This is a genomic window from Mesorhizobium sp. Mes31, assembly GCF_024519675.1.
Classification (GTDB): Bacteria; Pseudomonadota; Alphaproteobacteria; order Rhizobiales; family Rhizobiaceae; genus Mesorhizobium.
This window is the reverse complement of record NZ_JALJRL010000002.1, coordinates 1-23188: the sequence shown is the minus strand read 5'-3', so window position 1 is coordinate 23188 and position 23188 is coordinate 1. Positions and strand designations below refer to the sequence as shown.

The window sequence follows — 23188 nt, the reverse complement described above, 5'->3', positions numbered from 1 at the left end:
CAGATACGATGACCATGCATACTGGCGGATGCCATTGCGGCAACATTTGCCTGACATTCGAGACCGAGCTCGACCTGTCGCAAATCGAAGTTCGCGCCTGCCAATGCTCGTTCTGTGTCAAACATGGTTCGCGCGCCGTTGCCGACCCGGACGGCAGGCTGATCATCTCGGTCAAGGACAGCGCGCGATTGCGCAGATACCGGTTCGGACTGAGCACGGCCGACTATTTGATCTGCGGGGAATGCGGCGTCTATGTCGCCGCGATCACAGCAGACGACGACGCCAGGGCGATCGTCATCATCAATGCCCTGGACGACCAAAAGCAGTTCAATCAGAAGCCGATCCCTGCGGATTTCGACGCGGAAAGCAAAGCGCAGCGACAAGCCAGGCGCCGCGCGCGCTGGATGCCTGTCGAAGTAAGCTTCGAATAGTTCTCTTTCAGCGGATGACAGGTTCTCCATGAAACCGCCGGCGTGACGGCGGCGATACGCCGAAGCCGACCTCCATCATCAGCCGCGGCGTGCGCGCCGGCACTGTGCCCATGTGGAAACCGAACGGGTCCTCGACGAAGCCGAGGCCCGCTTCGCCGGTCAGCGTCACCGGACTATGCTCCCCGTAGACGTCCAGAACGTCCTGCGCGGGATGGCCAACCAGCAAGGTGAGCTGATGCTTGAGGGCGCGGCGGTTGTGGCTGCCCCGGACATAGACATGCGGACCAGTGTCGGCGTCGACGGGCTTGAGATAGAAGAAGAATTTCAGCATGCGCCAATCGTCGAGGTCGAAATGGTACTTACCGAGCGAGGCAAGGTTCTTGTCGGCGTCCGAGGCCTTGCCGGTCGGAAAGCTCCACCAGACGCGCGTCGTGATCAGTCTTGCCTGGCCGCCGAGATAATGCGCGGCGATGTCGAGAAGCAGCGGATCGCGCTGGATGGCGAGCGCTGCACCGCAGTCGAGTGTGCGTTCGAAATAATGGCCGCTGAGCAGCGAGCGGCCAAAGCGCTTCTCGGCCTCGGCATGCTCGCCCGGCATGAATTCGAGACGGCGATCGAAATTACCGAAACAAGGCGTGCGCTGGGCGAAATCCGCGATCTCTTCGTGGATCGCCGGCGGCAGGACCAGGCCTGAAAACAGCCCGTCGGAGCGCAGCGCTTCGACCACCGCGGCGCGCTCGATGCCGGCGAACATCGTATCCGCTGCATTGTCGGCCGGACGGGCGCGCTTTGCGCCCAGCCAGTGCATCCGGCGCCCTGGCATTGTGCGGGCCAGAACGAACATCGGCAGCCAGGCTGGGTTCTCGCGCAGATCCGTCAAATAGGTCGGAATGCGCACGGCGATGCGGCGCAGCAGGCTGCCACTGCGCGCGATTGCCTCGAGACTGGCAGCGCCGGATTTGTCTGACGTCGAAAGGTTCATCGGATCCTCGGCTATGAGAGCGGCACCGATACGCATCGGCGCTCAGCACTCGACATGACCCAAACCCAATTCACCCACCTCGACTGGAGGCTAATCCCGCGTCAGATTTTGTGCAATGCACAATGGAGAGAGCACCTGCAAAAAAATCACTTCGGGGTGCGGTGCTCTTGCTTCGGCGGCGCCACCCAGATCTCGGCGTCGAGCCGCTTTGTCGCGCGGCCGCGCGCGATGGCCTCGGCGCTGCCAGCACTCTTGGCCGCGGCGGCGGCCTGCTGCTTGCCGATCACCAATCCGTCGGCCAAAGCGCGGTTTCCCGAAAAGACCCGGGCCAGGAATGGCACGCGGCTGCCGCGCGCCCGGGAGAATCGCGCCGCCATGGTTTGCCTCGCCGTGTGGGCAACGACCTCGTCGATCCAGCCCTCCACCAGCCGCGCACCGGGCTCCAGCAGCAACAGCCAGTCACCCTTGGCTTGCCGGATGCCCGCAACGACACCGCCGCTCGCGACATACTGGCAGCCGGCATGCTCGGCGACACGATGCGTCTGGTCGGTCGAACCCGTGTCGCAGACGATGACTTCGCGCACCACGCCCTCGACGGCGCCGCCAATCAGCGAGGCGAGCGTGCGGGCGAGAGCCTCCTCGTCATTTCGGGTTTCTATGAGAACGCTGAGCATCATTAGCCGAATAGCGGAAAGCGGCGCACAGCGCCAGTTCTTGCGCCGCACCATAAAAAGTTCTTGCTTTGTTCTCATCGGCAAAATAGGAATAATTTCATGACACGAGCGATTCGACACAACATGGACAGTCCCTGGGAGCGGGCGAAAATGGAACAGATCGTGCGCGCCGACATTGCAGCTTTCGGGGCAGGACGAGCCGAGATGGCCAATGCAATGATCGAGCAGAGCGGCATGCGTGTCCGTCCGGACCGCAATCGCGGCAGGTCGGCGGGCATCAATCCTTCCGGGCGCTTCGAGCCGGTCAGCCGGCATGTCTTCGATGACGGCTGGAATTCGCTGGAGGAACTGCCGCCCTTCAAGACCGAAGTGCAGGTCGAGAAGCCGCGCACCATCATCACCCGCAACGAATCGCCCGACATTTCCTTCGACCGTTCCATCAACCCCTATCGCGGCTGCGAGCACGGCTGCGTCTATTGCTTTGCCCGGCCGACGCACAGTTTCATGGGCCTATCGCCGGGTCTGGATTTCGAATCCAAGTTGTTCGCCAAGCCGGATGCGGCGCGCTTGCTCGACAAGGAGCTGTCGAAGGACGGCTATCAGCCGCGCACCATCGCCATCGGCACCAACACCGACCCCTACCAGCCGATCGAGAAGCAGTACCGGATCATGCGCGAGATCCTCGAGGTGCTGGAAGCACGCGGCCATCCGGTCGGCATCGTCACCAAGTCCGCCTTGGTGACGCGCGACATCGATATTCTTTCGCGCATGGCCGAGCGTGGGCTGGCCAAGGTGGCGCTGTCGGTGACGACGCTCGACCGCATGCTGGCCAGAACGATGGAGCCGCGCGCATCGACGCCGACCAAGCGGCTGGAGGCAATCCGGCAGCTTTCGGATGCCGGCATTCCGGCTTCGGTGATGGTGGCGCCGATCATCCCCGGCCTGACCGACCCCGAGATGGAACGCATCCTCGATTCGGCACGCGCGGCCGGCGCGCGCGAGGCGGGCTATGTCATCCTGCGCCTGCCGCTGGAGGTGAGCCCGATCTTCAAGGACTGGCTGCTGCGCCACTATCCCGACCGCTACCGCCACGTGATGTCGCTGATCCGTTCGATGCGTGATGGCAAGGATTATGATTCGGAATGGGGCAAGCGCATGAAGGGTGCCGGTCCCTATGCCTGGCAGATCGGCCGGCGTTTCGAGATCACCGCCAAGCGGCTTGGCCTCAATGTCGAACGGCGTGCGCTTCGGACCGACCAGTTCGTTTCCGCCGGAAAGGACCAGCTGCAGCTGACGCTGCTTTGAGCAGTTCCATTCACTGCGGCGGTTTGATCTGCCGCAGCACAAGAATCCCGTCCGGCCTGCCCCGGCCTGCAGACGGTGCCCTCCCGGTCCGGCGCCCCACCCGACCCGGAGGGGCTTGCGGAGAATCGGAGCCGATGCGAACCTCGCCGCAACATGGCTCGCGCGCGTTCCGATTCTCCGCTTCTCTTCGAAATCGTCGAGAAGCCCGATTTCTCCTTCGAGACGAAGGCGATGGCCGACGGACTGTGGCCAGTGGCCGGGATGGATGAGGCCGGCCGCGGCCCCTTGGCGGGGCCAGTGGTCGCCGCGGCGGTGGTGCTCGACCCCGCCAACATTCCAGACGGGCTCGACGATTCCAAGCGCCTCAGCCACTTGCAGCGCGAGGCGCTGTTCCTGCGAATTCTCGGTTCCGCGCTGGGCGTTTCGATGGCGTCCATCAGCGCCGAGGGCATCGACGGCAGCAACATCCTCAAGGCCAGCCTGGAGGCCATGCGCCGTGCGCTGGTCGGCCTGCCTGTTCAGCCGAAGCTCGCGCTCGCCGACGGGCGCGACGTGCCACCGGGCCTGCCTTGCGCGGGGCGGGCGCTGATCAAGGGCGACCAGCGTTCGCAATCGATCGCCGCCGCCTCGATCGTCGCCAAGGTGATGCGTGACAGAATGATGTGCGGTTGCGGCAACCACCACGATCGCTATGGGTTCGAGGTCCACATGGGCTACGCCACGGTCCGCCATCGCACGGCGATCGAGGCGCATGGGCCTATCGCGCGGCTGCACCGCGTGTCCTTCGCGCCGTTCAGGCTGGGCGGCACCGAGGTGGCGGAAGACGAGAGCCTGGCCGGGCTTGATTGATCGGTCCGGCACGCGTCTTCGTCTCCTCAGGCTTGACCCGAGGAACCATTTCGTGACCTTGGCCACCGGATGCCGCAGATCGGAATTTCTGCACGGCAATAGCGCTCCGAGATCACGGCCTGGATCCCAGGGCCCTCCGCGACTTCGCTTCGCTCCTGCTCCGCCCTGGGATGACGAAGCGAGAGCCACAACAAAAAAGCCGCCAAGTTTCCCGGGCGGCTTTCTCAAATTTCCAGACGTTTCAGCTCAGTTCAGCTTCGACTTCACATCCGCAAGCGATGCCTTGAAGAGGTCAGCACCGGCCTTGGCGTCGATCTTGCCGGCCAGCAGGGTGCGCGCAGCCTCGACAGCGATATCGACGGCGCTGGCGCGGACTTCAGCGATCGCGTCACGCTCGGCCTGACCGATCTTCTGCTCGGCAAGTGCTGTACGCCGGGCAACATAATCCTCGGTCTTCTTGTGCGCATCCGACGCAAGCATGTCGGCTTCACGCTTGGCAGCCGCGACGATGTCGGCGGCCTCCTGCTCTGCTTCCTTGCGCTTGCGCTGATACTGGCCAAGCAGTTGCTGGGCCTCCTCACGCAGCCGGCGCGCTTCATCAAGCTCATTGCTGATCCTGGCGGCGCGGGCGTCGAGCGCCTTGGCGATCAGGCCAGGCACCTTGATGTAGACGGCAACGCCCAGGAAGATGACGAGGGCTACCGTTGCCCAAAGCGTTGCGAGAGATGTGGCGTCCATGATGCGCTCCTACCGGGCCACGGATTTGACCGCGGCCGCGATCTCGGCCTTGCTGGCCTTGCCGCCGACCAGTGCCTCGACGATCGCCGAAGCGGTGTCCTCGGCGATGGTGCCGACCTCCTTCATGGCATTGGCCTTGATGGAAGCAATACGCGCCTCGGCCTCGCCAAGCTTCTGGTCAAGCGCTGCCTCGACCTTCTTGCGTGCGGTCTCGGCTTCGGCCTTCGCCGCATCGTTGGCCTGCTGGCCGATCGCGTTGGCATTGGTCTTGGCTTCCGCCAGTTCCTGCTCGTAAGCAGCAACAGCGGCGTCGGCCTCGCCCTTCAACTTGGCTGCCTGGTCGAGATCCTGCGTGATGCGATCGTTACGGACATCGATGATGCCCCCAACACGCGGCATCACCACCCGCTTCAGGAAGAGATAGAACAGCCCGAAAGTGATCGCCAGCCACAGAAGCTGCGACGGGAACGTCGCAGGATCGAATGGCGGAAACGTGCCGTGCGCTTCAGCAGGCACGCTGGTGCCGGAATGCGTGTCGCCTTCCGTCGCAGCGTGGCTGGTATCGGCGGCAGGCGCGGACTCTTGCGCGAAGGCAGATGTCACGAACATGGACTATCCCCGAAATTCAAGCCCGCCGCTTTCGCGGCTGGCCTGTCCAATCTTCTCATGGCTTAGCCAAAGAGGGGCTCAGCCGAACAGGGCCAGAAGCGCGATGAGAAGCGAGAAGATGCCCAGAGCTTCGGTCACGGCGAAGCCGAAGATCAGACGGCCGAACTGGCCATCAGCAGCCGACGGGTTGCGCAGAGCGCCCGCGAGGTAGCTGCCGAAGATGTTGCCGAGGCCAATGCCCGCGCCACCCATGCCCAGGCAAGCGATGCCGGCGCCGATGTACTTTGCTGCTTCTGCGTCCATTTGTTCAACTCCTTTGGATCTAAAATTCCGTTGCGATTCCATCCGGCGCCAATGCCGGAAACTCTTGGATTAATGCCCGGGATGCAGGGCGTCGTTGAGATACATGCAGGTCAAGACGGCAAAGACGTAGGCCTGCAGGAAGGCGACCAGCAATTCCAGAGCGGTCAGCGCCACCGCCATTGCCAGCGGCAGGACCGAGCCCGCCACGCCGACCGCGCCCAGCGCGCTCAGGCTGACGACGAACCCCGAGAACACCTTCAGCGTGATGTGGCCGGCAAGCATGTTGGCGAACAGACGAACCGAGAGGCTGACCGGACGCGACACGAAGGAGATCACCTCGATCAGCACCACCAGCGGCAGCAGAAACACCGGCACGCCATGCGGCACGAACAGTTTCAGGAAACCGAGACCATGCTTCATGAAGCCGTAGACGACCACGGTTCCGATCACCAGGGCGGCGAGGCCGAAGGTGACAATGATGTGGCTGGTAACGGTGAAGAAATACGGGAACAGGCCAAGCAGGTTGGCGACCAGCACGAACATGAACAGCGAGAACACGAACGGGAAGAACTTCATGCCTTGCGTGCCGGCGGCATCGCGCAACATGTTGCCGACGAACTCATAGGCCATTTCGGAGATCGACTGAAGCCGGCCGGGGACAAGGCTGCGGCTCGACGTCGTCAGAAACAGAAATACCGCCGCGACAACCACGGTGGCGACCATGAACAGCGCCGAATTGGTGAACGACAGGTCATAGCCGCCGATCTCGATCGGTATCAGCTTGTTGATATGGAACTGGTGGATCGGATCGACCTTGTCAGCTGCCACGTTCAAACCCCGTCAATGCCGCGTACGGCCAAATTACCATTGCCGCATAGAGGGCGGCTATTTCCAAAATGCCGCCTGAAGGGCGGTCATTTTCCATCGTCCCGGTCAGAACGCGACTTATCGCCCTGTCCGAATTCGGCCACAACGCCCGCGGAACGCATGACATTGAGCACACCGGCGCCAAAGCCAAGCAGCAGGAACACGATCAGACCCCATGGCGAGGTTCCCGCCAGACGGTCGATCATCCAGCCGATGCCGGCGCCCACCACCACCCCCGCGATAAATTCGCTGGAGAGTTTGACCGCCTGGCCATAACCGGCCGCACTGCCCGCTTTCGCGTCGTCTTTCCCCTCGAGCCGGTTCGGCAGCCTTGTCGCAAGCGATGCTTCAAGTTCACGCCGGCGGCGCTCAAGATCGTCGTCGCGGATGTCGGGTTCATGCTGCTTGCCGCGGCCGGTTTCTCCGGTTCCGTCTGGCCTGCTTTTATCGGCCATCGCAACCCCCCTGCCCGGTCAGACCGTCACCGTCCGTCCGCTTCTAAAGTCGCCGGCAACATAGTTAGAGGGTTTGCGCCCGTCAAGCCACGGGCGGAAGTTCATCGCCATGTATTTTAGGCAATAAAATCAAATATTTAGAAAGGTGCGACATCGTGCCCGCCGCGATGACGGGGATGCATGGCACGAATCCCCCAGGCAATGGCTCTTTGATCGGCCGCGCACCACGCGAAAAGATCAACGACTGTTCGGTGCTCAGCTCCAGCCGCCGCCATAGGTCCGATAGAAGATATGCAGGCCGATCTTTGTCATCTTCTGCATCGTGCGTGCCCAGCCGGGATGGACATATTGGGCGTAGTAGTGGGTCGACGAGCCGACCTCTGGGATGAAGATCTTGCCGGCGGTGACGGCCATGGCGATATCCTGGGCGGTCTTGTAGGCGGCCGGGCTGTCGATGCGCTTCCTCCTGCCGTCGCAAGCGAAGGAGAACTGGCAACGGTTGAACCAGCTGTCGTTCTGGTAGACGACGCCGCAGATCGAATTCGGATAGGCCGGGTTGCGGACGCGATTGAGAATGACCTGGGCAACGGCGGCCTGGCCGCGCACGGATTCGCTCCTCGCCTCGAAATAGATGCCGTTGGCAAGACATGCCTGTTCCGGCTTGGAGAAGACGCTTGCCGGAAGCGGGTTCTGTATCCACGAATGGTCGCCTTTGGCCATGGGCGGGATGAAGCGGCCGTCATTCGGCTTGTCGTCCTGCAGCAGGGCCTCGAAGGGCGACGCCTTGGCATAGTCCGGCTCGGCCTGCGCATAGGCGGTCGCCAGCACATCGGGATGGTCATTGTTGACCAGGGCTGCAAGCATGGCCGGCACGCCGGGATCCGACTTCTTGTCCTCACGCGCATGGAACGCCGCGGCGATCTGGATTTCCTTGCCTTTGATCTGCGGTTTGGCGAAAGCCATCTTCAGGCCGCTGTCCATGCTGGGGCGCAGCAAGGAGGAGGTGCGCTCGAAGATCGACCCGGCATTGAAGTTCTTCGGCGGTGCGACGGGAGACATCTGGACGATGCGGCCCTTCTTGTCGGCGCGCACGACGCGGTCCTCGTCGGGCGTTCCACTGACCTTGCCGCCCTTGCCGCGAAACGACACGCTGCCGACGCCGGCCAGATGGATACCGGATCCGGAGATGGAGCCGGTGACATCGGAATCGACAAAGGGCATTTCAGCCGAATGGGTCGAGCCGGCAACGGATTTCTCGACATAGGAATTCCAGCGCGTGCTCGACGCTTCAAGGCCGGAAACAAGGCTGGTCATGTCCTGGTAGGCGGCGACGGTCGGGAAGCCGATCCAGATGCCGAGACCGATGACGAGCTGAGGCAGAAAGCCGCGTTTTCTCTCACCGGCGGCGGCGACCAGCCGCTTCAACACACGTCGATGCACGGAACACTCTCCAGGAACGCTACTGACCCCACTGGAGAGCAAAATGATGCATTAACCTTGATGGGACGTTAACGGAATCGATCGGGTTTTCTGAGTCGACTCGAGGTGGGCGGTGTTGCGGCTGGCACGTGCACTCAGGCCGGCCGCAGGAAGATCGGCCAGGCGATCAGCGCGCAGATCGCGGCCGACAGCCAGACGCCTGGCCATGACCAGAGGTGCAGAAGCCCCGGAATGGCCACCGGCACGAGGAAGAAGCCGACGAAAACGAAGCTGTTGGCAAGGCTGAGCGCGGTTCCGACATGGCCGGCGCCGGCAAGCGTGGCAAGCTCGGTGTAGGCAACGCCGTGCCAGGAAGAGACCGAGATGCCCGCGACAACCAGGAGCACTGGAAGGACCGCCATCAGGAGGAACGTGCTGCCTGACATGGCGGGAGTGGCCAGAACCAGCAGCCAAAGGGCCACGAAGGCAAGCGCGCTGATCGCACTGCAAGACCGAAGAAACTGGCGGCGGTTGCCATGGCGGTCGGTGAAGCGGCCGCTCCAGACGCGCATCACCATGGCGCCGATCTGAACGGCGGCGAGGCTGGCACTGGTCGCCACCGTTCCCAGTCCAACGAAGTCGTGCAGGAACACCGATGCGAAGGTGAGCACCGCCACCTGTGGAAAACAGAGCAGGCCGATGGCGGTGGCGATACGCCAGACCTCGATGTTGCGCAGCGGCGGCGGCCCGGCCACGACCGCCGAGCCGGGCTGGCCCTCGCCCTGCATCGGCGGCTCATGCAGCCAGCACCAGGCGAACAGGGCGGACAGAGCGGATGCTGCCGCCAGGAGCCCGAACACCGCGGCAAAGCCGAAAGCCAGGGCAAGCGAAGGCAGAACAAGCGCGCCGATGCCGCCGCCAAGCGGCACGGCCGTTTGCCGGATGCTCATGGCGAAGCCGCGTTCGCTTTCTCGAAACCACGCCATGATGGCGCGGCCGCTCGAACCGTTGACGCTGCCCCCCAGCAATCCCGTGAGGAGCAGGCTGGCCGACAGGAGCGTGACGGTGGGAATACTGGTCCTTGTCGGGACAACGAGCATCGCCATGACGAAGAGCCAGGCCGCCGTCGCGCCGAGCCCGATCAGAAGCACACGGCGATCGCCCCAGCGGTCGGTGAGCAAGCCCCAGGGGAGTTCACTGAGCGCAACACCCAACCCGAGAACGCCGAGCGCCATGCCGAGCTCGGCATTGCCCAGGTGATAGCCCTGGCGAAGCACGACCGCCGTTGCTGGTATGCCGGAAAAAGTGGCCGAGAAACTGGCGTTCGCGGCAACGCCTAGGCCCAGAACCTTCCAGCGATGTCCGGGGCTGAACACCCTACCGGCAGGGCTGGCAGGACCATCTTTCAGGAGTTCAGACGACTGTCGGTCGGTGCAATGGACGATGGCGGACATGATTATTTTCCCGTTTTGGACCAGCGGCCTGGACCTTGACGGGCTCTTTCTATCGCCATAAATCCGTCCTTAAAATCAGGAAGTTTCGTACATATGATTCCGAAAAATGGGATGGTTTCTGATGCGACGCGTGACATTCGATCTCGACGTTCTCCGCAGTTTCGTCGCCGGCATGGAGCTCGGCAGTTTTGCCAAGGCCGCCGACCGGCTTGGCCGGTCGACCTCGGCGGTCAGCGCCCAGTTGAAGAAACTCGAAGAACAGGCGGCGACACCGATTTTCCGCAAGTCAGGACGCGGCCTCGCCTTGACGGAGGCGGGAGAGACCATGCTCGGCTATGCGCGCCGGCTGCTCGAATTGAATGACGAGGCAGCGGCGGCCCTTCATGACGTCGATCTGGAAGGCTGGGTGCGGCTCGGGCTGCAGGAGGATTTCGGCGAGGCGGTGCTGCCTGACGTGCTCGGCCGGTTTGCCCGCACCCACCCCAAGGTCAAGATCGAGGCCAGGATCGCGCGCAGCTACGAACTCGCCGAGCGCGTCACCTCAGGCAATCTCGACATCGCGCTCGCCTGGCACAGTGGCGAGACGCTGCCTTACAGCCGGCACGTCGCCGATGTGCAGATGCGCTGGATCGGCCCGGCAAAGCGCATCGAGACCAGCCTGCGCGACGGCGAGCCACTGCCGCTGGTGGCGCTCGAAGCGCCATGCCTTTTGCGCACGGTGGCAACAGAGACGCTCGACCGCGCCGGGCTGTCCTGGCGGATGGCCTTCTCCAGCCCTAGCCTTGGCGGCATCTGGGCGGCCGTCGCCGCGGGACTGGGGTTGACGATCCGCACCGACATCGGCCTGCCGGCCAGCGTCAGCGCAATGACGCCTGAGATCGCCGGGCTGCCGGCATTGCCAAAAATGGCGCTGTTCCTGCATCGCAAGGACGCCGAACCCGAGCCGGTGGCGGCACGCCTTGCCGACATATTGCTGGAAGCGGCGCGGCAGGCGCTGCCCGAAAATGCCAGGGCTAACGATAACGGTTTGCGTAACGTGGCGTGATCATGCAGCGCCAGTCGGGCGCCGACGGGCTCAGTTGCGTTTCTTTGCCCTGCCGGCGAACGGATTGTCGGAGGTGCGCAGCGCGATGCGGATCGGCACGCCCGGCATGTCGAAGGCCTCGCGCAGGCTGTTGGAGAGATAGCGGACATAGGATTGCGGCATCGCATCCGGGCGCGAGCACTGGACAACGAAACCCGGCGGCCGCGTCTTGGCCTGGGTGACATACTTGACCTTCAGCCGGCGCCCGGCAACGGCGGGCGGCGGATGATGCGCCAGGATGCCTTCCAGCCAGCGGTTGAGCTTGCCGGTCGAGACGCGGCTGTTCCACACCTTGTGGGTCCTCAGCACCGCATCCATCAGCTTGTCGAGGCCACGCCCGGTCTCGGCCGAGACGGGCACGGCCTGGAGGCCGCGCACCTGCGGCAGCAGCCGCTCGGTCTTCTCGCGCAATTCCGCCAGCAGCTCCTGCGGGTTGTCGATCAGGTCCCATTTGTTGAAGGCGATCACCGGCGCCCGGCCCTCGCGGATGATCAGGTCGGCGATCTGCAGGTCCTGCTTCTCGAAGGGAATGGTGGCATCGAGCACGATGATAACGATCTCGGCAAAGCGGATGGCGCGCAAGCCATCCTGCACCGACATCACTTCCAGTTTTTCGTGAATCCTGGCCTTGCGGCGCATGCCGGCCGTGTCGAACAGTTTCAGGCGGCGGCCGTGCCAGTTCCAGTCGACCGAGATCGAATCCCGGGTGATGCCGGCTTCCGGTCCGGTCAGCAGCCGCTCCTCGCCGATCAGCGCGTTGATGAGCGTCGACTTGCCGGCGTTCGGGCGACCGACGACCGCGATGCGCATCGGCTTGGTGTCGTCGTAGGTGTGCACATCCTCGGCATCCGGATCGGCGATGTCCTCGCCGATCAGCACCTCGCCGGCGGCGATCTCCTCGTCTTCGCCATCCTCGTCTTCGCCGAAGGCACGCGCCTCGCCAAGCGCGCCGATCACCGCATCGCGCAAATCGGGCATGCCCTGGCCATGCTCGGCCGAGACCGGGATCGGCTCGCCGAGGCCAAGCTCCCAGGCCTCGAGCATGCCGCCCTGGGCGCCCTTCGCCTCGGCCTTGTTGGCGACCAGCACGACCGGCTTGCCGGACTTGCGCACGATCTCGGCGAACGTCTTGTCATCGGGCATCAGGCCGGATTTGGCGTCGACCGTGAAGAAAATCAGGTCGGCCTCGCGGATGGCGATCTCGGTCTGCGCGCGCATCCGGCCGGGCAAGGTCGAGGCGCCGGCGTCCTCGAAGCCCGCGGTGTCGATGACGTCGAAATGCAGGTCGTAGAGCTTGGCGGCATGGACACGGCGATCGCGGGTCACGCCCGGCGTGTCGTCGACAAGCGCCAGCTTCCTTCCCACCAGACGATTGAAAAGAGTCGATTTGCCGACGTTAGGTCTGCCTATGATGGCGACTTTGAAGGTCATACGGTCCTACAATCATGCATGTCGTTGTCCCAAAACCGCTGCACACTTTTGGGCGACATGCATTTACGAGGCATTGCCCGAGCCGCGGATCAGCTCGGACATCAGCGTTGCCCGCTCGCGGGTGTTGCGCGGGGCGCCGTCATCGGCGGCGATCTGGTCGAACAGCTTCAGCGCGTCCTGGGTCTTGCCTTCCTTCCAGGCGGCAAGGCCGAGCGCCTCGCGCGCCGTGTGGCGCAGCGTGTTGGTGTCCGATGTGAGTGCCTCGACGCGGCTGGAGACGTCGGCGAAGGAGCCATGGTCTACGAGCAGGAGTGCTGCCCGCAGCCGCGCCATGTCGCGGATGCCCTGGGGAATGGCCGTGTCGGCGGCGACATCGTCGAAATCCTTGACGGCGGCGGCGACATCGCCCTTGTCCGCCTTGACGGTCGCGGCGCGCATGCGAGCAAGCAGCGGATAGGCGCCGTAGCCATCCTTCTCCAGCTGATCGAGCGCGGACAGCGCTTCGTCGTTCTTGCCGTCATTGGCAAGCTTCAGCGCCTGCGAGAACGCATCGCCCGAGCGGTTGGCGCGCGTCTCGTCCCAATAGCGATAGCCGACGAAGGCGGCGGTGCCGAGCACCACGAGGATCGCAAGGCCAAGCAAGGCCGGACCAAAACGGTCCCACAGCGCCTGCGCCTGGTCGCGACGCATCTCGTCGTTGACTTCACGGATAAAACTGTCGTCGGACATCAATCAAAACCATTCCTGCCCCGGGGCGGGGCGGTTCATGAGCCCGCGTTTTAGCGAAATTTTGTCGGCATGGAAGGGGTTCGGCAGGAAAATCGGCTTATCCCAAGACAAGTGACCACAAATGAACGACCGTACCCACGCCACATTTGCCCGATAGCCGGCTGCCAGACATTTCCCCGAGTCCAGATCGATTGCCGATGCTTCGTCCGTTCCGCGTTGTTGTGTTCTCCCTGGCTTCGCTCGCCGGCGTCGGTACGGCCCTGGCCGATCCGCCCGCGCCCCCGATGCCAGCGAAGCCCAAGCAGGTCGTCATCATCTCGTTCGACAGCGCCCGCGACATTTCGCAGTGGAAACGCAGCCGGGCGCTGGCACAGCGCACCGGCGCGCATTTCACCTATTTTCTGTCCTGCGTGTTCCTGCTGTCGCCGGAGACACGCACGGAATACACCGCGCCGGGCAAAACGGCGGGCAAATCGAACATCGGCTTTGCCGCGTCCAAGCAGGAAGTCGCCGAGCGGCTCGAGCAGATCGGGCTTGCCGCCTCGGAAGGTCACGACATCGCCAGCCATGGCTGCGGCCATTTCGACGGCAAGGACTGGAGCAAGGCCGACTGGCTCAGCGAGTTCGCCTCGTTCAAACACATTCTCGAGAACGCCTACGCGATCAACGGCATCGCGCCCGAACCCAAGGGCTGGCGTGATTTCGCGCGTCATGCGGTGGCCGGGTTTCGCGCCCCATACCTGTCGGCGAACAAGGCTCTCTACGAAGCACTGCCGGCTGCCGGCTATCAATTCGACGCCAGCGGCGTCTCGCAGGGCCCTGCCCGGCCCGCGACCGTTGGCGGCATCACCCGCTTTTCCCTGCCGCAGATCCCGGAAGGGCCGAAATCAAGGCCGGTGATCGCCATGGACTACAATCTTTATGTCCGGCATTCGGGCGGTTTCGAACGGCCGGGCAAGGCGAACGAGTTTGCCGACCGAACCTATCAGGCGTTTCGCGCCGCCTTCGACAAGGAATATGCGGGCAAGCGTATTCCGCTGGAACTCGGCTTCCACTTCACGCTGATGAATGACGGCGCCTATTGGAGCGCGTTGGAGCGTTTTGCCGGTGAGGTCTGCGTCAGGGCCGACGTCGAGTGCATCAGCTTTCGCGACTATGTTTCGCGGCAGGATGGCGGCCAGAAACAGGCACTCGTGGGCGGCTGAGCCGCCAATCCGGTTCGATTTCCAAAACCTCGGTCTCTATCAGGCCGGATCCTCGGCGCTCTGCCTTGCCAGGTAGCGCTGGTCGATATCCGGCAGCGGCTCCCCTTGCAGCGTCGCTTCGAAGGCGCGCAGGCGTTTGTGAACCGACTGAAGTTCGACGATCGTCGACCAGGAGGTGAGCAGAAACTGCAACGAACCCGTCACCTTGCCGAATGCGTTCGAGATCTGGTTCAGCGCGCCGAACGTGATCTTGTGCGCAACCAGCGACGGACCCAGGATCAGCAGCGAGAAAATGTTGTCCGCCTGCAGGTAGGTGTAACGGACAACGTTGAAATAGATGTAGTGGAAATAGAGCCTGAAATAGTTGTGACGAACATTCGCGAACAGCTCGGCGGTGGTGGCCGGCTGCGCCCTGTCCGCATGATCCTCACCGTAGACCAGTTCCTTGCGATAGGCGGCTTCGACACGCTGGTTGCGGAACTGCAGCCCGGGAAGTTTCAGGCCGGCAATCATCACCGAGATCGTTCCGAACAGACACCAGGCCAGTGCTGCGACAACCAATGGCTGCGGGATCGAGCCGATGATCGGCAACTCGGTGATATGGGCCTGCAACTGGATCATGACCGGCAGGAATGCGATCAAGGTCATGATCGACTGGACGAAACTGGACCCCAGATCCTCCATGATCTGCGAAAAGCGCATCGTGTCTTCCTGGATGCGCTGCGAGGCGCCTTCGATATGGCGCAGCCTGCCCCAGTTCTCGACGAAGTAATTGTTCATCGCCGTGCGCCAGCGGAAGATCCAGTGGCTGACGATGAAGGCATTGACCACCTGCACATTCATGCCGACCAACGCGAGCCACGAAAAGTCGGCCAATCCGATGTAAAACTCTCCGTTGGTCGATTTTCCAGTCCCCGACATCAGCCCCTGTACATAGTCGAAGAAAGGCCCGTACCAGGCGTTGACGGCGACACTGACCTGCACGTTGAAATAAATGAAGAACAGGATGACCGCCGTCATCAGGATCGACCAGCGCTGCCATGGATGCGGAGAGTACCAGCTCCAGAACGCATAGAAGACGGCCACGCAAAACACGAAGTAGAGATAGAACCAGAGAAACGGCTTCGATACGAGCACGGCGATGCCGATGATGGGCGGCGCGTCGGCGGCGGCCGGCGGCAGCCCGAACAGGGCGCCCAACTGCTCGCCGCCGAAAAACCAGAACAGGATTGCCGCAAGGCTCCAGATGGCGGCCGAAGAGAAGAACAGCTTCGGCTGCGGGAAGAAGGATACGAACACTGTGGCGGATTCCTCGGTCGGTGCGCAAATCAGCTGATATCAGCGGGCATAAAGTCACACATTAGGGGGAAAGCAAATGCCTGCCCGATGCCCTGTACCGAGCAAAACCACAATCATGGCGATTTTGGCGCAGCCGACCATGTGATGGCGCCGGAAACGACAAGAGCGCCGGCCGCGACAATCGAGGCGAGGAAGAAATCACCTGACGCCTGCGCCAGAAACCCAGCGGCAACCGGACCGATGATCTGGCCAAGTCCGAAGGAGGCCGTCATCACCGCAAAGATCCGGCGTGGCGCCATTGGCGCCAGTTGCCGTGCGGCCTGCAGGCCAAGCGCGGTGATGGCAATGAAAGTGATGCCGAGCAGCAGGCCGCCAAGCAGCGGTCCAGCATATCCACCGAGTGCCACGCTGGCGGTAACGCCGACAGCTTCGACGAAGCATGCCAGCGCATAGGCGACATAGAGTCCGACCCGCGCGGCGATTTTCTGCCAGAACAAGGTCGAGGGAAAGCCGGCAAGGCCGGCGACCATCCACACGACAGCCTCGAAGACGCGGCTGCCGCCGCCTTGCCGGACGATGGCGACCAGGAATGTCGCCGTCACCACATAGCCAAAACCAAACAGGCCGTAGGCGACAACGATCTTCAGGAGCGACCGGTCCTTCGGCAGAGCCGGCTCACGCCCGGCTTCGCCGTTGGCGAGCGGGCCCTCATCCGCCAACAGCGCCACGACCACAAAGCCACAAGCCGAAATCGCCGCCGACCACAGCCAGCCCGCCGCCCAGCCGGCATGTTCGGTGACCAGGACCGCCATCATCGCCGCGGATACCGCGATGCCAAGGCCAACGCCACCAAAATGCCAGGCCTGCAGATCGCCGCGACCGACAGCGGCGATATGGCTGAAAACGATGCTGGCCATGAACACCATGACAAAGGCACTGGCCAGACCGGCAAGAAAGCGGATGACGAGAAATGCGACCATCGCGTCAGTCAGCCCCATCAGTGCGGCCAGGACAGTGCTGGCGCCGAGACCCGCCAGCATCAGCAGGCGTTCGCGCCCATGCGCCCAGCCGCCCGCCGCCGCCAGCGCGCCGACGAGATAGCCGAGATAGTTGGCGGACGCGATCCAGCCGGCATCGGCCGGCGACAGGTGGAGCTCTTCCATCATGCCGGGCAGGATCGGTGTATAGACGAAGCGGCCGATGCCCATGGCGACGGCCAGGGCAATCATGCCGGCGAAAGCGTAGCGCAGCGCTGTCGAGGTGGGCGATATCATTGCAGCGCACAATAAGTGCGCGAGCCGGTGAGACAATCCGCCTTTTGTTGGGCCAGTGCAACCGCGAGGCGGTGCGATCGCCTCGACTTTTGCTTAAGCTGGAACGCCTGGCGTCCGCTCAGCAGCGTCCACCGGAGCCGGTGCGCAACGAAGCCGTTTCGTGCACGGTCCGCCGCGCCGTCAGCCTGAACGGCACATCACCAAGCTCGCGCTCCGACATGGTGTTCAGCACGGGGTGCGAAAGCGGATCGATCAGCCATCCCTGCGTCTCGCTTTCACGGCACGGCTCATGCGGCGTATTCGCGGCGAACAAGACCTTCAGCGACGACAACATCCTCAGCATTTCCGGCTCCGTGGGCCTGTCTCCCGCCGATAAAGTCTGCCGTTTCGATATGTCTTTCAATTGAGATTTCAGCCGGATCGGTTTAGAAAAACTCAAATGGCCATGCTCAATCGCGTCCATCTCAACGGCCTTCGCGCTGTCGAAACCGTTGCCCGTCTGGGCTCGCTTGCCGCGGCGGCCGGCGAGCTCGCCGTTTCCGTCAGCGCCGTCAGCCAGCAGATCAGCCGCACCGAAAAGCAGCTCGGCCAGGCGCTGTTCGAGCGGACGGCGAGTGGTCTCGTGCTGACCGAATTCGGCGCCGTCTTCGCGGCCCGCCTCGGCGCGGGGTTTCGCGAGCTTGCCCAGGCCGTGGCGCTGGCCGACGAGGCGACGCAATGCACATTGGTAGTTTCAGTGGCACCGGCCTTTGCCTCGAAATGGCTGCTGCCCAGGCTGTCGCGTCACTTCGCGCGGCATCCCAACGTGCTGCTGCGCATCGACGCCTCGGTGCGGCTCGCCGATCTCGATCACTCCGACATCGACATCGCCATCCGGCTCGGCGACGGCAAATGGCCGGGCGGCCGGGCGGAACTGCTTCTGGCGCAGGAGGTCTTCCCGGTCTGCGCGCCTGTCATCGCTAAAAAACTGAAATCGGTCGAGGACCTTGCCCAGACCTGCGCGATCACCGACGAGCGGGCGATGATCAACTGGGAAAGCTGGTTCGAGGCGGCTGGTGTTCCACCGGTCACCTTCCTGAAGGGGGCGCGTTTCACCGACCCGATGCTGTGCCTGGAATCGGCGATTGCCGGCCATGGCGTGATGCTGGGCTGGCAACTGCTGACCGCCGATGCCCTGGCGGACGGGCGGCTCGTGGCGCCTTTCGGAATCCGCGCCCAGAGCGGGCTCGGCTACTGGATGGTGACCTCCGCCACCAGGAGCGAAAGCCGCAAGGTCAGGGATTTCAAGATCTGGGTCCGCGAGGAGATCGAGGCGACGATGGCGCAGTTCAGGTCGCTTGAAAGCGCGGCCTAGGTCTGGACCAGCGCAATCGCGGTGGAAAGGATGCGGACTGCGGTCTATGTAAGACCAGATCAAAACATCACGGCAGGCAGGATCATGACCACACATTCGCGCGGCGTTTCCGCATCGATCGACCCGGTGAAGCTCGACAGGCTGGCGGAGGTCGCCATCAAGGTCGGGCTGCAATTGCAACCCGGACAGGATCTGGTGCTGACATCATCGATCGCAGCACTGCCGCTGACCAGGCGGATCGTCGAGCATGCCTACAAGGCCGGCGCCGGCCTTGTGACGCCGATCTTCAACGACGATGAGATGACGCTGGCGCGCTACCGTTTCGGCGCCGATGCCAGCTTCGACCGTGCCGCCGGCTGGCTTTATGAAGGCATGGCGAAAGCCTTTTCCAACAATGCGGCGCGGCTTGCCGTACGCGGCGAGGATCCGTCGCTGTTGTCGGCGCAGGACCCGGCGAAAGTGGCTCGCGCCAACAAGGCGAATTCGATGGCCTACCAGCCGGCGCTGGAAAAGATCACCGGCTTCGACATCAACTGGAACATCGTCGCCTATCCAGACCTCGCCTGGGCCAAGCAGGTCTTCCCGGGCGATGCCGACGATGTTGCGGTGGCGAAGCTCGCCGACGCCATCTTTGCCGCCTCGCGGGTGGATGTGGAGGACCCGATCGGCAACTGGAAGGCCCACAATGCCGCGCTTCGCGGCCGCACCGAATGGCTCAATGGTCACAATTTCCACGCGCTGCACTTCACCGGACCCGGCACCGACCTGACTGTCGGGCTGGCGGACGGCCATGAATGGATGGGCGGCGCCTCGACCGCCAAGAACGGCATCACCTGCAATCCCAACATCCCGACCGAGGAAGTCTTCACCACGCCGCATGCAAGGCGCGTCGAGGGCCATGTCTCCTCGACCAAGCCGCTTTCCTACCAGGGCACGCTGATCGACGAGATCTCGGTGCGTTTCGAGGAAGGCAGGATCGTCGAGGCCAAGGCTTCGAAAGGCGAAGACGTGCTGAAGAAGGTGCTCGACACCGACGAGGGCGCGCGCCGTCTCGGCGAAGTGGCGCTGGTGCCGCATTCCTCGCCGATCTCAGCGAGCGGCCTGTTGTTCTTCAACACGCTGTTCGACGAGAACGCCGCCTGCCACATCGCGCTTGGCCAGTGCTATTCGAAGTGCTTCGTCAATGGCGCATCGCTCAGCCAGGACGAGATCGCGGCGCGAGGCGGCAACAAGAGCTTCATCCACATCGACTGGATGATCGGTTCGGACAGGATCGACATCGACGGCGTCCACAAGGACGGTGCCCGCGTGCCTGTCATGCGCAAGGGCGAGTGGGCCTGACGGGATTGCATGAAGGAGGGCTTTGATGGCCTTCGCGATCGCGGTCAAGCGCGTCTATGCGGCACCCGAAAAAGCCGATGGCCACCGGGTGCTGGTCGACCGCGTCTGGCCGCGCGGGGTCAGCAAGGAGCATGCCGCGCTGGAGCTGTGGCTGAAGGAGGTCGCGCCGAGCGCCGAATTGCGCAAGTGGTTCGGGCACAAGCCCGAACGCTGGGCTGAGTTTCAGAAACGGTATCGTGTCGAACTGGACGGGAATGGCGAGGCGGTGGCGCGACTGCGCGGCCTGCTCCATCACGGCAAGGTGACATTGCTCTATAGCGCCCATGACGAAGCGCACAACAATGCGGTGGCGCTGGCGGCGTATCTGCGGAGGGAGTGACCTTCCCCGCCGTCAGCCTCTGGGTCGCCCCGGAGGACGACGAAGCCGGGTGCACAGCGCCTACTTCACCGCCTGGTCATAAACATCCGGCTTGAAGCCGACGAGAATACTGTCACCGACCTCCAGCACCGGCCGCTTGATCATGGTCGGCTTGGCCAGCATCAGCGCCTTGGCCTTCTGTTCGTCGAGCGATTGCTTGTCTGCCTCCGGCAGTTCGCGGAATGTGGTGCTGCCCTTGTTGAGCAGTTTTTCCCACCCGACCTTGCCGACCCAGCCATTCAGCTTGCCCGCCTCGATTCCTTCTGCGCGATAGTCATGGAAACGATAGGGCACGTCATGGCTCTCCAGCCAGACGCGCGCCTTCTTGATCGTGTCGCAGTTGGTGATGCCGTACATGGTGATCGTCAAAACAGTGGCCCTTCGGACTTCGAATCTGGCGGCAGATTACGGATGAGCTGCGCGCTTTGCCAGCAGCCTCACCAGCGTCCTTTTGGTTATGTGCTTGCAGAGTATGTGAAGACGATTTGATCCTCTCTCACACGGCGGCCAGGGCATTGCCCCGGCCGCCCGTGCCCACTCTTGAAGCTTGCGGTGAAGAGCGCAGACTCCGGAAAACCGGCTATTTCCGGGCTCAATAGTAGAAGCGTTCTTCGGTGATCTTGCCGTTCTTGACCGTGTAGAGGCCAACCTCGTCCATGGTCACACGCTGGCCGGTGGCCTTGGGCGTTATGTCGAATGTGAAGCGCACCGCGAACTGGTCGCCGTTGACATAGGGTCCCTCGACCGAGCCGCCATGGACCTCGTGGTTTTCCTGCCACCATTGGCTTTTCTGCCTGAGGGCCTCCTTGCCGTGGCTGACGGCCATCGGTCCCTCCATGGCTTCGTAGCTGGCGATGTCCTCGGCATTGTATTTTTCAGCAGCACCGTTGTGATCACCCTGCTTGAGGAGTTCGGTGAAATCCCTGGCAATTTCCGCTGTGGTCATTTGTGTTCCTCCTGTTCGGACTGGTTTGAAGTAGGCGACCGATTGCTGATCTGCCATCGTCGGGCCGGTCGATAGCTGACAATCCGTGTCAGGACGATGGAGGGAGATATGTGAGGACGATTTCAGGTCCTCACATCGCGGCCACGGCATCGTGCTGGTGATTGCTCGTGGGCAGTGCTCCGGTTTTTCAGGAAGATGAAGTCGAGATCAGTTCGACAGCACTGGGCAGTTGGCGCCTCGGCGCAGACTGATGTACGCCACGTCGCCGACGCTGAATTGAAACCCCTCGGCCTGGCGGGGCGCGTCGATGACGATCGGGACGCCCTGCCCGAGTTCGGCATGCAGGCGCAGGGTGCGGCCGTGAAAGACGATGCTGTTGACGCGCGCCGGCGCCGTGCCGGCCGTGGCTTCGGTCGTCGCCAGGAGATCCTCTGGACGCACGCCTATGATGCGCATTGCGCCCGCGCTCGGTGCCTCGTCATTTTCCGGCATGGCTTCCAGCGGCAGAGCGCCGGCGGCGAACCGCAAGCGCTCGCCGTCGCGGCCGACAAAGCGCGACTGCAACAGGTTCATCGTGCCGATGAAGCTGGCGACGAATGTGGTGGCGGGCCGGTCATAGAGCGTCGCCGGCGGCGCAATCTGCTCGATGCGGCCCTTGTTCATGACGACGATGCGGTCGGAGATCGACAGTGCTTCGGTCTGGTCGTGGGTGACCATGACGAAGGTGGTGCCAAGCCTGGACTGCAGCCGCTTCAGTTCGACCTGCATCTGTTCGCGCAGATGCGCGTCGAGCGCCGACAGCGGCTCGTCGAGCAGCAGCACGCGCGGTTCGCAGACGATGGCACGGGCAAGTGCGACGCGCTGGCGCTGGCCGCCCGACAATTCGGACACGCGGGCGCCAAGCTTGTCGGCGAGACCGACCATATCGAGCGCTTCGCCGACGCGTTTTGCCTGCTCGGCGCCGGACAGTTTTCGCAAGGACAGGCCGAAGCCGACATTTTCGGCGACGTTCATGTGCGGAAACAGCGCATAATCCTGGAACACGGTGTTGACCGGTCGGTCGAAGGGCCGAAGCGCGGTGATGTCGCGGCCGTCGAGCAACACCTTGCCGCTCGACGGACTTTCGAAGCCGGCGATGACCCGCAGGCTGGTGGTCTTGCCGCAGCCGGACGGACCGAGAAGGGTGAGAAACTCGCCACGGACGATGTCGAGATCGACGGCGTCGAGCCCGACGATGCCGCCGGGAAAAACCTTCGAGACCGCCTGTAGGCGAACGAGAGGATCAGGCGCCATCGCGAACCTCGGACGGTTTCGTGGTGTTGACCCAGAGGATCTGGCAGCGCTCACTGCCAGGATTGCGGAAAGCATGCAAAAGCGTGCTCTTGAACGCAAAACTGTCGCCGCTCTTCAGCACGTAGTTTGTGGAATCCACCACCAGTTCAACCTCGCCCGACAGGACGAGGCCGAATTCATGCCCGGCATGCGCATACGCCTCGGCGGTGCCGCCACTGGCTTCCACCGTCACCAGCATGCCGGTCAACGTTGCACCCGGCGGCGACAGCAGCGCCTTGGCAATGCCTTCCGACTTGACGGGAATGGCGCGGCGGCTGTTGGCGCGCACGCAATAGAGATCGCTGACCGCATCGTTGCCGTCGGCGATCAATGCCGATGGCTCGATGTCGAGCGCGGCGGCGAGCGGCCAGATCACCTTGACGCGCAGCGAGGACATGCCGCGCTCGATCTGGCTGAGCGCGCCGATCGACACGCCTGCCCTGGCGGCAAGGTCAGCCAGCGACAAGTTGCGCTCGAGCCGCAGCGCGCGCACGCGCCGGCCGACCCGCACGTCGGCATCGTCCTTCGGCCTTTCAGTCGGTTCATCCAGAACATCCATGCACACGTCCTCGTTGCAGTATTTGCGGCCCGAGCCGGCCTCAGGATTGGACTCCCCTTACCCGGACGTCAGCGCCGCCCCTCATCCGCCTGCCGGCACCTTCTCCCCGTATAGTGACGGGGAGAAGGGA

The 23188-nt window shown here is 63.3% G+C and carries 26 protein-coding genes; 8 read left to right on the top strand and 18 right to left on the bottom strand.

Annotated elements, in window-relative coordinates:
* Window positions 1–8 precede the first annotated feature (8 nt).
* A complete protein-coding gene (locus NR193_RS02765; RefSeq protein WP_256749364.1) occupies window positions 9–431 on the top strand; it encodes a GFA family protein in 423 nt (140 codons plus the stop codon).
* Between the two features lie 7 nt (window positions 432–438).
* Here NR193_RS02765 and NR193_RS02760 read toward each other — a convergent pair whose 3' ends face one another.
* Together NR193_RS02760 and NR193_RS02755 are read right to left on the bottom strand one after the other, a co-directional pair.
* On the bottom strand, window positions 439–1413 hold the full coding sequence (locus NR193_RS02760; RefSeq protein WP_256749363.1) for a hypothetical protein: 975 nt from the start codon (window positions 1411–1413) through the stop codon (window positions 439–441).
* A 146-nt stretch (window positions 1414–1559) separates the two neighbouring features.
* Entirely contained in the window at window positions 1560–2087 is a 528-nt protein-coding gene (locus NR193_RS02755; protein ID WP_256749362.1) for a glycosyltransferase, read from the bottom strand.
* Between the two features lie 150 nt (window positions 2088–2237).
* Here NR193_RS02755 and NR193_RS02750 point away from each other — a divergent pair, with 150 nt between their 5' ends.
* Window positions 2238–3392 (top strand): PA0069 family radical SAM protein, encoded by a 1155-nt coding sequence (locus NR193_RS02750; RefSeq protein ID WP_256749814.1) that lies wholly within the window; start codon window positions 2238–2240, stop codon window positions 3390–3392.
* A gap of 153 nt (window positions 3393–3545) precedes the next feature.
* Window positions 3546–4241, top strand: coding sequence for a ribonuclease HII (locus tag NR193_RS02745; protein WP_256749361.1), 696 nt, complete (start codon window positions 3546–3548; stop codon window positions 4239–4241).
* 246 nt (window positions 4242–4487) lie between these two features.
* Here the strand turns inward: NR193_RS02745 and NR193_RS02740 are convergent, their stop codons facing one another.
* From NR193_RS02740 to NR193_RS02710, 7 genes are all read right to left on the bottom strand, one after another.
* Window positions 4488–4979: a F0F1 ATP synthase subunit B gene (locus tag NR193_RS02740; protein ID WP_256749360.1), complete on the bottom strand. Its 492-nt coding sequence runs from the start codon at window positions 4977–4979 to the stop codon at window positions 4488–4490.
* 9 nt (window positions 4980–4988) lie between these two features.
* Complete coding sequence (locus NR193_RS02735) at window positions 4989–5588, bottom strand: F0F1 ATP synthase subunit B (RefSeq protein WP_256749359.1); 600 nt, start codon at window positions 5586–5588, stop codon at window positions 4989–4991.
* Between the two features lie 78 nt (window positions 5589–5666).
* Window positions 5667–5891 (bottom strand): F0F1 ATP synthase subunit C, encoded by a 225-nt coding sequence (locus NR193_RS02730; protein ID WP_006206606.1) that lies wholly within the window; start codon window positions 5889–5891, stop codon window positions 5667–5669.
* Window positions 5892–5960: 69 nt separating this feature from the next.
* Window positions 5961–6719 carry a F0F1 ATP synthase subunit A gene (locus tag NR193_RS02725; RefSeq protein ID WP_256749358.1) on the bottom strand — a complete coding sequence of 253 codons (759 nt, stop codon included), beginning with the start codon at window positions 6717–6719 and terminating at the stop codon, window positions 5961–5963.
* Between the two features lie 86 nt (window positions 6720–6805).
* Complete coding sequence (locus tag NR193_RS02720; RefSeq protein ID WP_256749357.1) at window positions 6806–7213, bottom strand: AtpZ/AtpI family protein; 408 nt, start codon at window positions 7211–7213, stop codon at window positions 6806–6808.
* A gap of 255 nt (window positions 7214–7468) precedes the next feature.
* Window positions 7469–8653 carry a cell wall hydrolase gene (locus NR193_RS02715; RefSeq protein WP_256749356.1) on the bottom strand — a complete coding sequence of 395 codons (1185 nt, stop codon included), beginning with the start codon at window positions 8651–8653 and terminating at the stop codon, window positions 7469–7471.
* A gap of 134 nt (window positions 8654–8787) precedes the next feature.
* On the bottom strand, window positions 8788–10086 hold the full coding sequence (locus tag NR193_RS02710; RefSeq protein ID WP_256749355.1) for an MFS transporter: 1299 nt from the start codon (window positions 10084–10086) through the stop codon (window positions 8788–8790).
* A 121-nt stretch (window positions 10087–10207) separates the two neighbouring features.
* Between NR193_RS02710 and NR193_RS02705 the strand changes: the two genes are divergently transcribed.
* Entirely contained in the window at window positions 10208–11131 is a 924-nt protein-coding gene (locus NR193_RS02705; protein WP_256749354.1) for a LysR substrate-binding domain-containing protein, read from the top strand.
* Between the two features lie 30 nt (window positions 11132–11161).
* On the opposite strand, the gene der is transcribed toward NR193_RS02705, so the two are convergent.
* On the bottom strand, window positions 11162–12601 hold the full coding sequence (gene der, locus NR193_RS02700) for a ribosome biogenesis GTPase Der (RefSeq protein WP_256749353.1): 1440 nt from the start codon (window positions 12599–12601) through the stop codon (window positions 11162–11164).
* A gap of 63 nt (window positions 12602–12664) precedes the next feature.
* Entirely contained in the window at window positions 12665–13330 is a 666-nt protein-coding gene (locus tag NR193_RS02695) for a tetratricopeptide repeat protein (RefSeq protein ID WP_256749352.1), read from the bottom strand.
* Window positions 13331–13527: 197 nt separating this feature from the next.
* On the opposite strand from NR193_RS02695, the gene NR193_RS02690 reads away from it, so the two are divergent.
* The gene (locus NR193_RS02690; protein ID WP_256749351.1) at window positions 13528–14535 is read left to right on the top strand and encodes a polysaccharide deacetylase; all 1008 of its coding nucleotides are present in this window, start codon (window positions 13528–13530) and stop codon (window positions 14533–14535) included.
* A gap of 39 nt (window positions 14536–14574) precedes the next feature.
* Here the strand turns inward: NR193_RS02690 and sbmA are convergent, their stop codons facing one another.
* The 3 genes from sbmA to NR193_RS02675 form a co-directional block, all read right to left on the bottom strand.
* On the bottom strand, window positions 14575–15834 hold the full coding sequence (sbmA, locus tag NR193_RS02685) for a peptide antibiotic transporter SbmA (RefSeq protein ID WP_256749350.1): 1260 nt from the start codon (window positions 15832–15834) through the stop codon (window positions 14575–14577).
* Between the two features lie 113 nt (window positions 15835–15947).
* Entirely contained in the window at window positions 15948–17108 is a 1161-nt protein-coding gene (locus NR193_RS02680; protein WP_256749349.1) for a YbfB/YjiJ family MFS transporter, read from the bottom strand.
* A gap of 118 nt (window positions 17109–17226) precedes the next feature.
* Entirely contained in the window at window positions 17227–17451 is a 225-nt protein-coding gene (locus tag NR193_RS02675; RefSeq protein ID WP_256749348.1) for a hypothetical protein, read from the bottom strand.
* A 96-nt stretch (window positions 17452–17547) separates the two neighbouring features.
* Between NR193_RS02675 and NR193_RS02670 the strand changes: the two genes are divergently transcribed.
* From NR193_RS02670 to NR193_RS02660, 3 genes are all read left to right on the top strand, one after another.
* Window positions 17548–18462 (top strand): LysR substrate-binding domain-containing protein, encoded by a 915-nt coding sequence (locus tag NR193_RS02670; RefSeq protein ID WP_256749347.1) that lies wholly within the window; start codon window positions 17548–17550, stop codon window positions 18460–18462.
* Window positions 18463–18546: 84 nt separating this feature from the next.
* The gene (locus NR193_RS02665) at window positions 18547–19803 is read left to right on the top strand and encodes an aminopeptidase (protein WP_256749346.1); all 1257 of its coding nucleotides are present in this window, start codon (window positions 18547–18549) and stop codon (window positions 19801–19803) included.
* Window positions 19804–19828: 25 nt separating this feature from the next.
* Window positions 19829–20182 carry a DUF488 domain-containing protein gene (locus NR193_RS02660; RefSeq protein WP_256749345.1) on the top strand — a complete coding sequence of 118 codons (354 nt, stop codon included), beginning with the start codon at window positions 19829–19831 and terminating at the stop codon, window positions 20180–20182.
* 60 nt (window positions 20183–20242) lie between these two features.
* Here the strand turns inward: NR193_RS02660 and NR193_RS02655 are convergent, their stop codons facing one another.
* From NR193_RS02655 to NR193_RS02640, 4 genes are all read right to left on the bottom strand, one after another.
* Window positions 20243–20590: an ArsC family reductase gene (locus tag NR193_RS02655; RefSeq protein ID WP_256749344.1), complete on the bottom strand. Its 348-nt coding sequence runs from the start codon at window positions 20588–20590 to the stop codon at window positions 20243–20245.
* 223 nt (window positions 20591–20813) lie between these two features.
* On the bottom strand, window positions 20814–21167 hold the full coding sequence (locus NR193_RS02650) for a SnoaL-like domain-containing protein (protein WP_256749343.1): 354 nt from the start codon (window positions 21165–21167) through the stop codon (window positions 20814–20816).
* Between the two features lie 207 nt (window positions 21168–21374).
* The gene (locus NR193_RS02645) at window positions 21375–22460 is read right to left on the bottom strand and encodes an ABC transporter ATP-binding protein (RefSeq protein ID WP_256749342.1); all 1086 of its coding nucleotides are present in this window, start codon (window positions 22458–22460) and stop codon (window positions 21375–21377) included.
* Window positions 22450–23058, bottom strand: coding sequence for a cupin domain-containing protein (locus NR193_RS02640; RefSeq protein ID WP_256749341.1), 609 nt, complete (start codon window positions 23056–23058; stop codon window positions 22450–22452). The genes NR193_RS02645 and NR193_RS02640 overlap by 11 nt, the downstream gene beginning before the upstream one ends.
* Window positions 23059–23188: the final 130 nt, after the last annotated feature.

Coding starts and splice junctions, on each gene's coding strand:
- NR193_RS02765 (WP_256749364.1), top strand. CDS start 9: ATGACCATGCATACTGGCGGATGCCATTGCGGCAACATTTGCCTGACA.
- NR193_RS02760 (WP_256749363.1), bottom strand. CDS start 1,413: ATGAACCTTTCGACGTCAGACAAATCCGGCGCTGCCAGTCTCGAGGCA.
- NR193_RS02755 (WP_256749362.1), bottom strand. CDS start 2,087: ATGCTCAGCGTTCTCATAGAAACCCGAAATGACGAGGAGGCTCTCGCC.
- NR193_RS02750 (WP_256749814.1), top strand. CDS start 2,238: ATGGAACAGATCGTGCGCGCCGACATTGCAGCTTTCGGGGCAGGACGA.
- NR193_RS02745 (WP_256749361.1), top strand. CDS start 3,546: ATGGCTCGCGCGCGTTCCGATTCTCCGCTTCTCTTCGAAATCGTCGAG.
- NR193_RS02740 (WP_256749360.1), bottom strand. CDS start 4,979: ATGGACGCCACATCTCTCGCAACGCTTTGGGCAACGGTAGCCCTCGTC.
- NR193_RS02735 (WP_256749359.1), bottom strand. CDS start 5,588: ATGTTCGTGACATCTGCCTTCGCGCAAGAGTCCGCGCCTGCCGCCGAT.
- NR193_RS02730 (WP_006206606.1), bottom strand. CDS start 5,891: ATGGACGCAGAAGCAGCAAAGTACATCGGCGCCGGCATCGCTTGCCTG.
- NR193_RS02720 (WP_256749357.1), bottom strand. CDS start 7,213: ATGGCCGATAAAAGCAGGCCAGACGGAACCGGAGAAACCGGCCGCGGC.
- NR193_RS02710 (WP_256749355.1), bottom strand. CDS start 10,086: ATGTCCGCCATCGTCCATTGCACCGACCGACAGTCGTCTGAACTCCTG.
- NR193_RS02705 (WP_256749354.1), top strand. CDS start 10,208: ATGCGACGCGTGACATTCGATCTCGACGTTCTCCGCAGTTTCGTCGCC.
- der (WP_256749353.1), bottom strand. CDS start 12,601: ATGACCTTCAAAGTCGCCATCATAGGCAGACCTAACGTCGGCAAATCG.
- NR193_RS02695 (WP_256749352.1), bottom strand. CDS start 13,330: ATGTCCGACGACAGTTTTATCCGTGAAGTCAACGACGAGATGCGTCGC.
- NR193_RS02690 (WP_256749351.1), top strand. CDS start 13,528: ATGCTTCGTCCGTTCCGCGTTGTTGTGTTCTCCCTGGCTTCGCTCGCC.
- NR193_RS02680 (WP_256749349.1), bottom strand. CDS start 17,108: ATGATATCGCCCACCTCGACAGCGCTGCGCTACGCTTTCGCCGGCATG.
- NR193_RS02675 (WP_256749348.1), bottom strand. CDS start 17,451: ATGCTGAGGATGTTGTCGTCGCTGAAGGTCTTGTTCGCCGCGAATACG.
- NR193_RS02670 (WP_256749347.1), top strand. CDS start 17,548: ATGGCCATGCTCAATCGCGTCCATCTCAACGGCCTTCGCGCTGTCGAA.
- NR193_RS02665 (WP_256749346.1), top strand. CDS start 18,547: ATGACCACACATTCGCGCGGCGTTTCCGCATCGATCGACCCGGTGAAG.
- NR193_RS02660 (WP_256749345.1), top strand. CDS start 19,829: ATGGCCTTCGCGATCGCGGTCAAGCGCGTCTATGCGGCACCCGAAAAA.
- NR193_RS02650 (WP_256749343.1), bottom strand. CDS start 21,167: ATGACCACAGCGGAAATTGCCAGGGATTTCACCGAACTCCTCAAGCAG.
- NR193_RS02645 (WP_256749342.1), bottom strand. CDS start 22,460: ATGGCGCCTGATCCTCTCGTTCGCCTACAGGCGGTCTCGAAGGTTTTT.
- NR193_RS02640 (WP_256749341.1), bottom strand. CDS start 23,058: ATGGATGTTCTGGATGAACCGACTGAAAGGCCGAAGGACGATGCCGAC.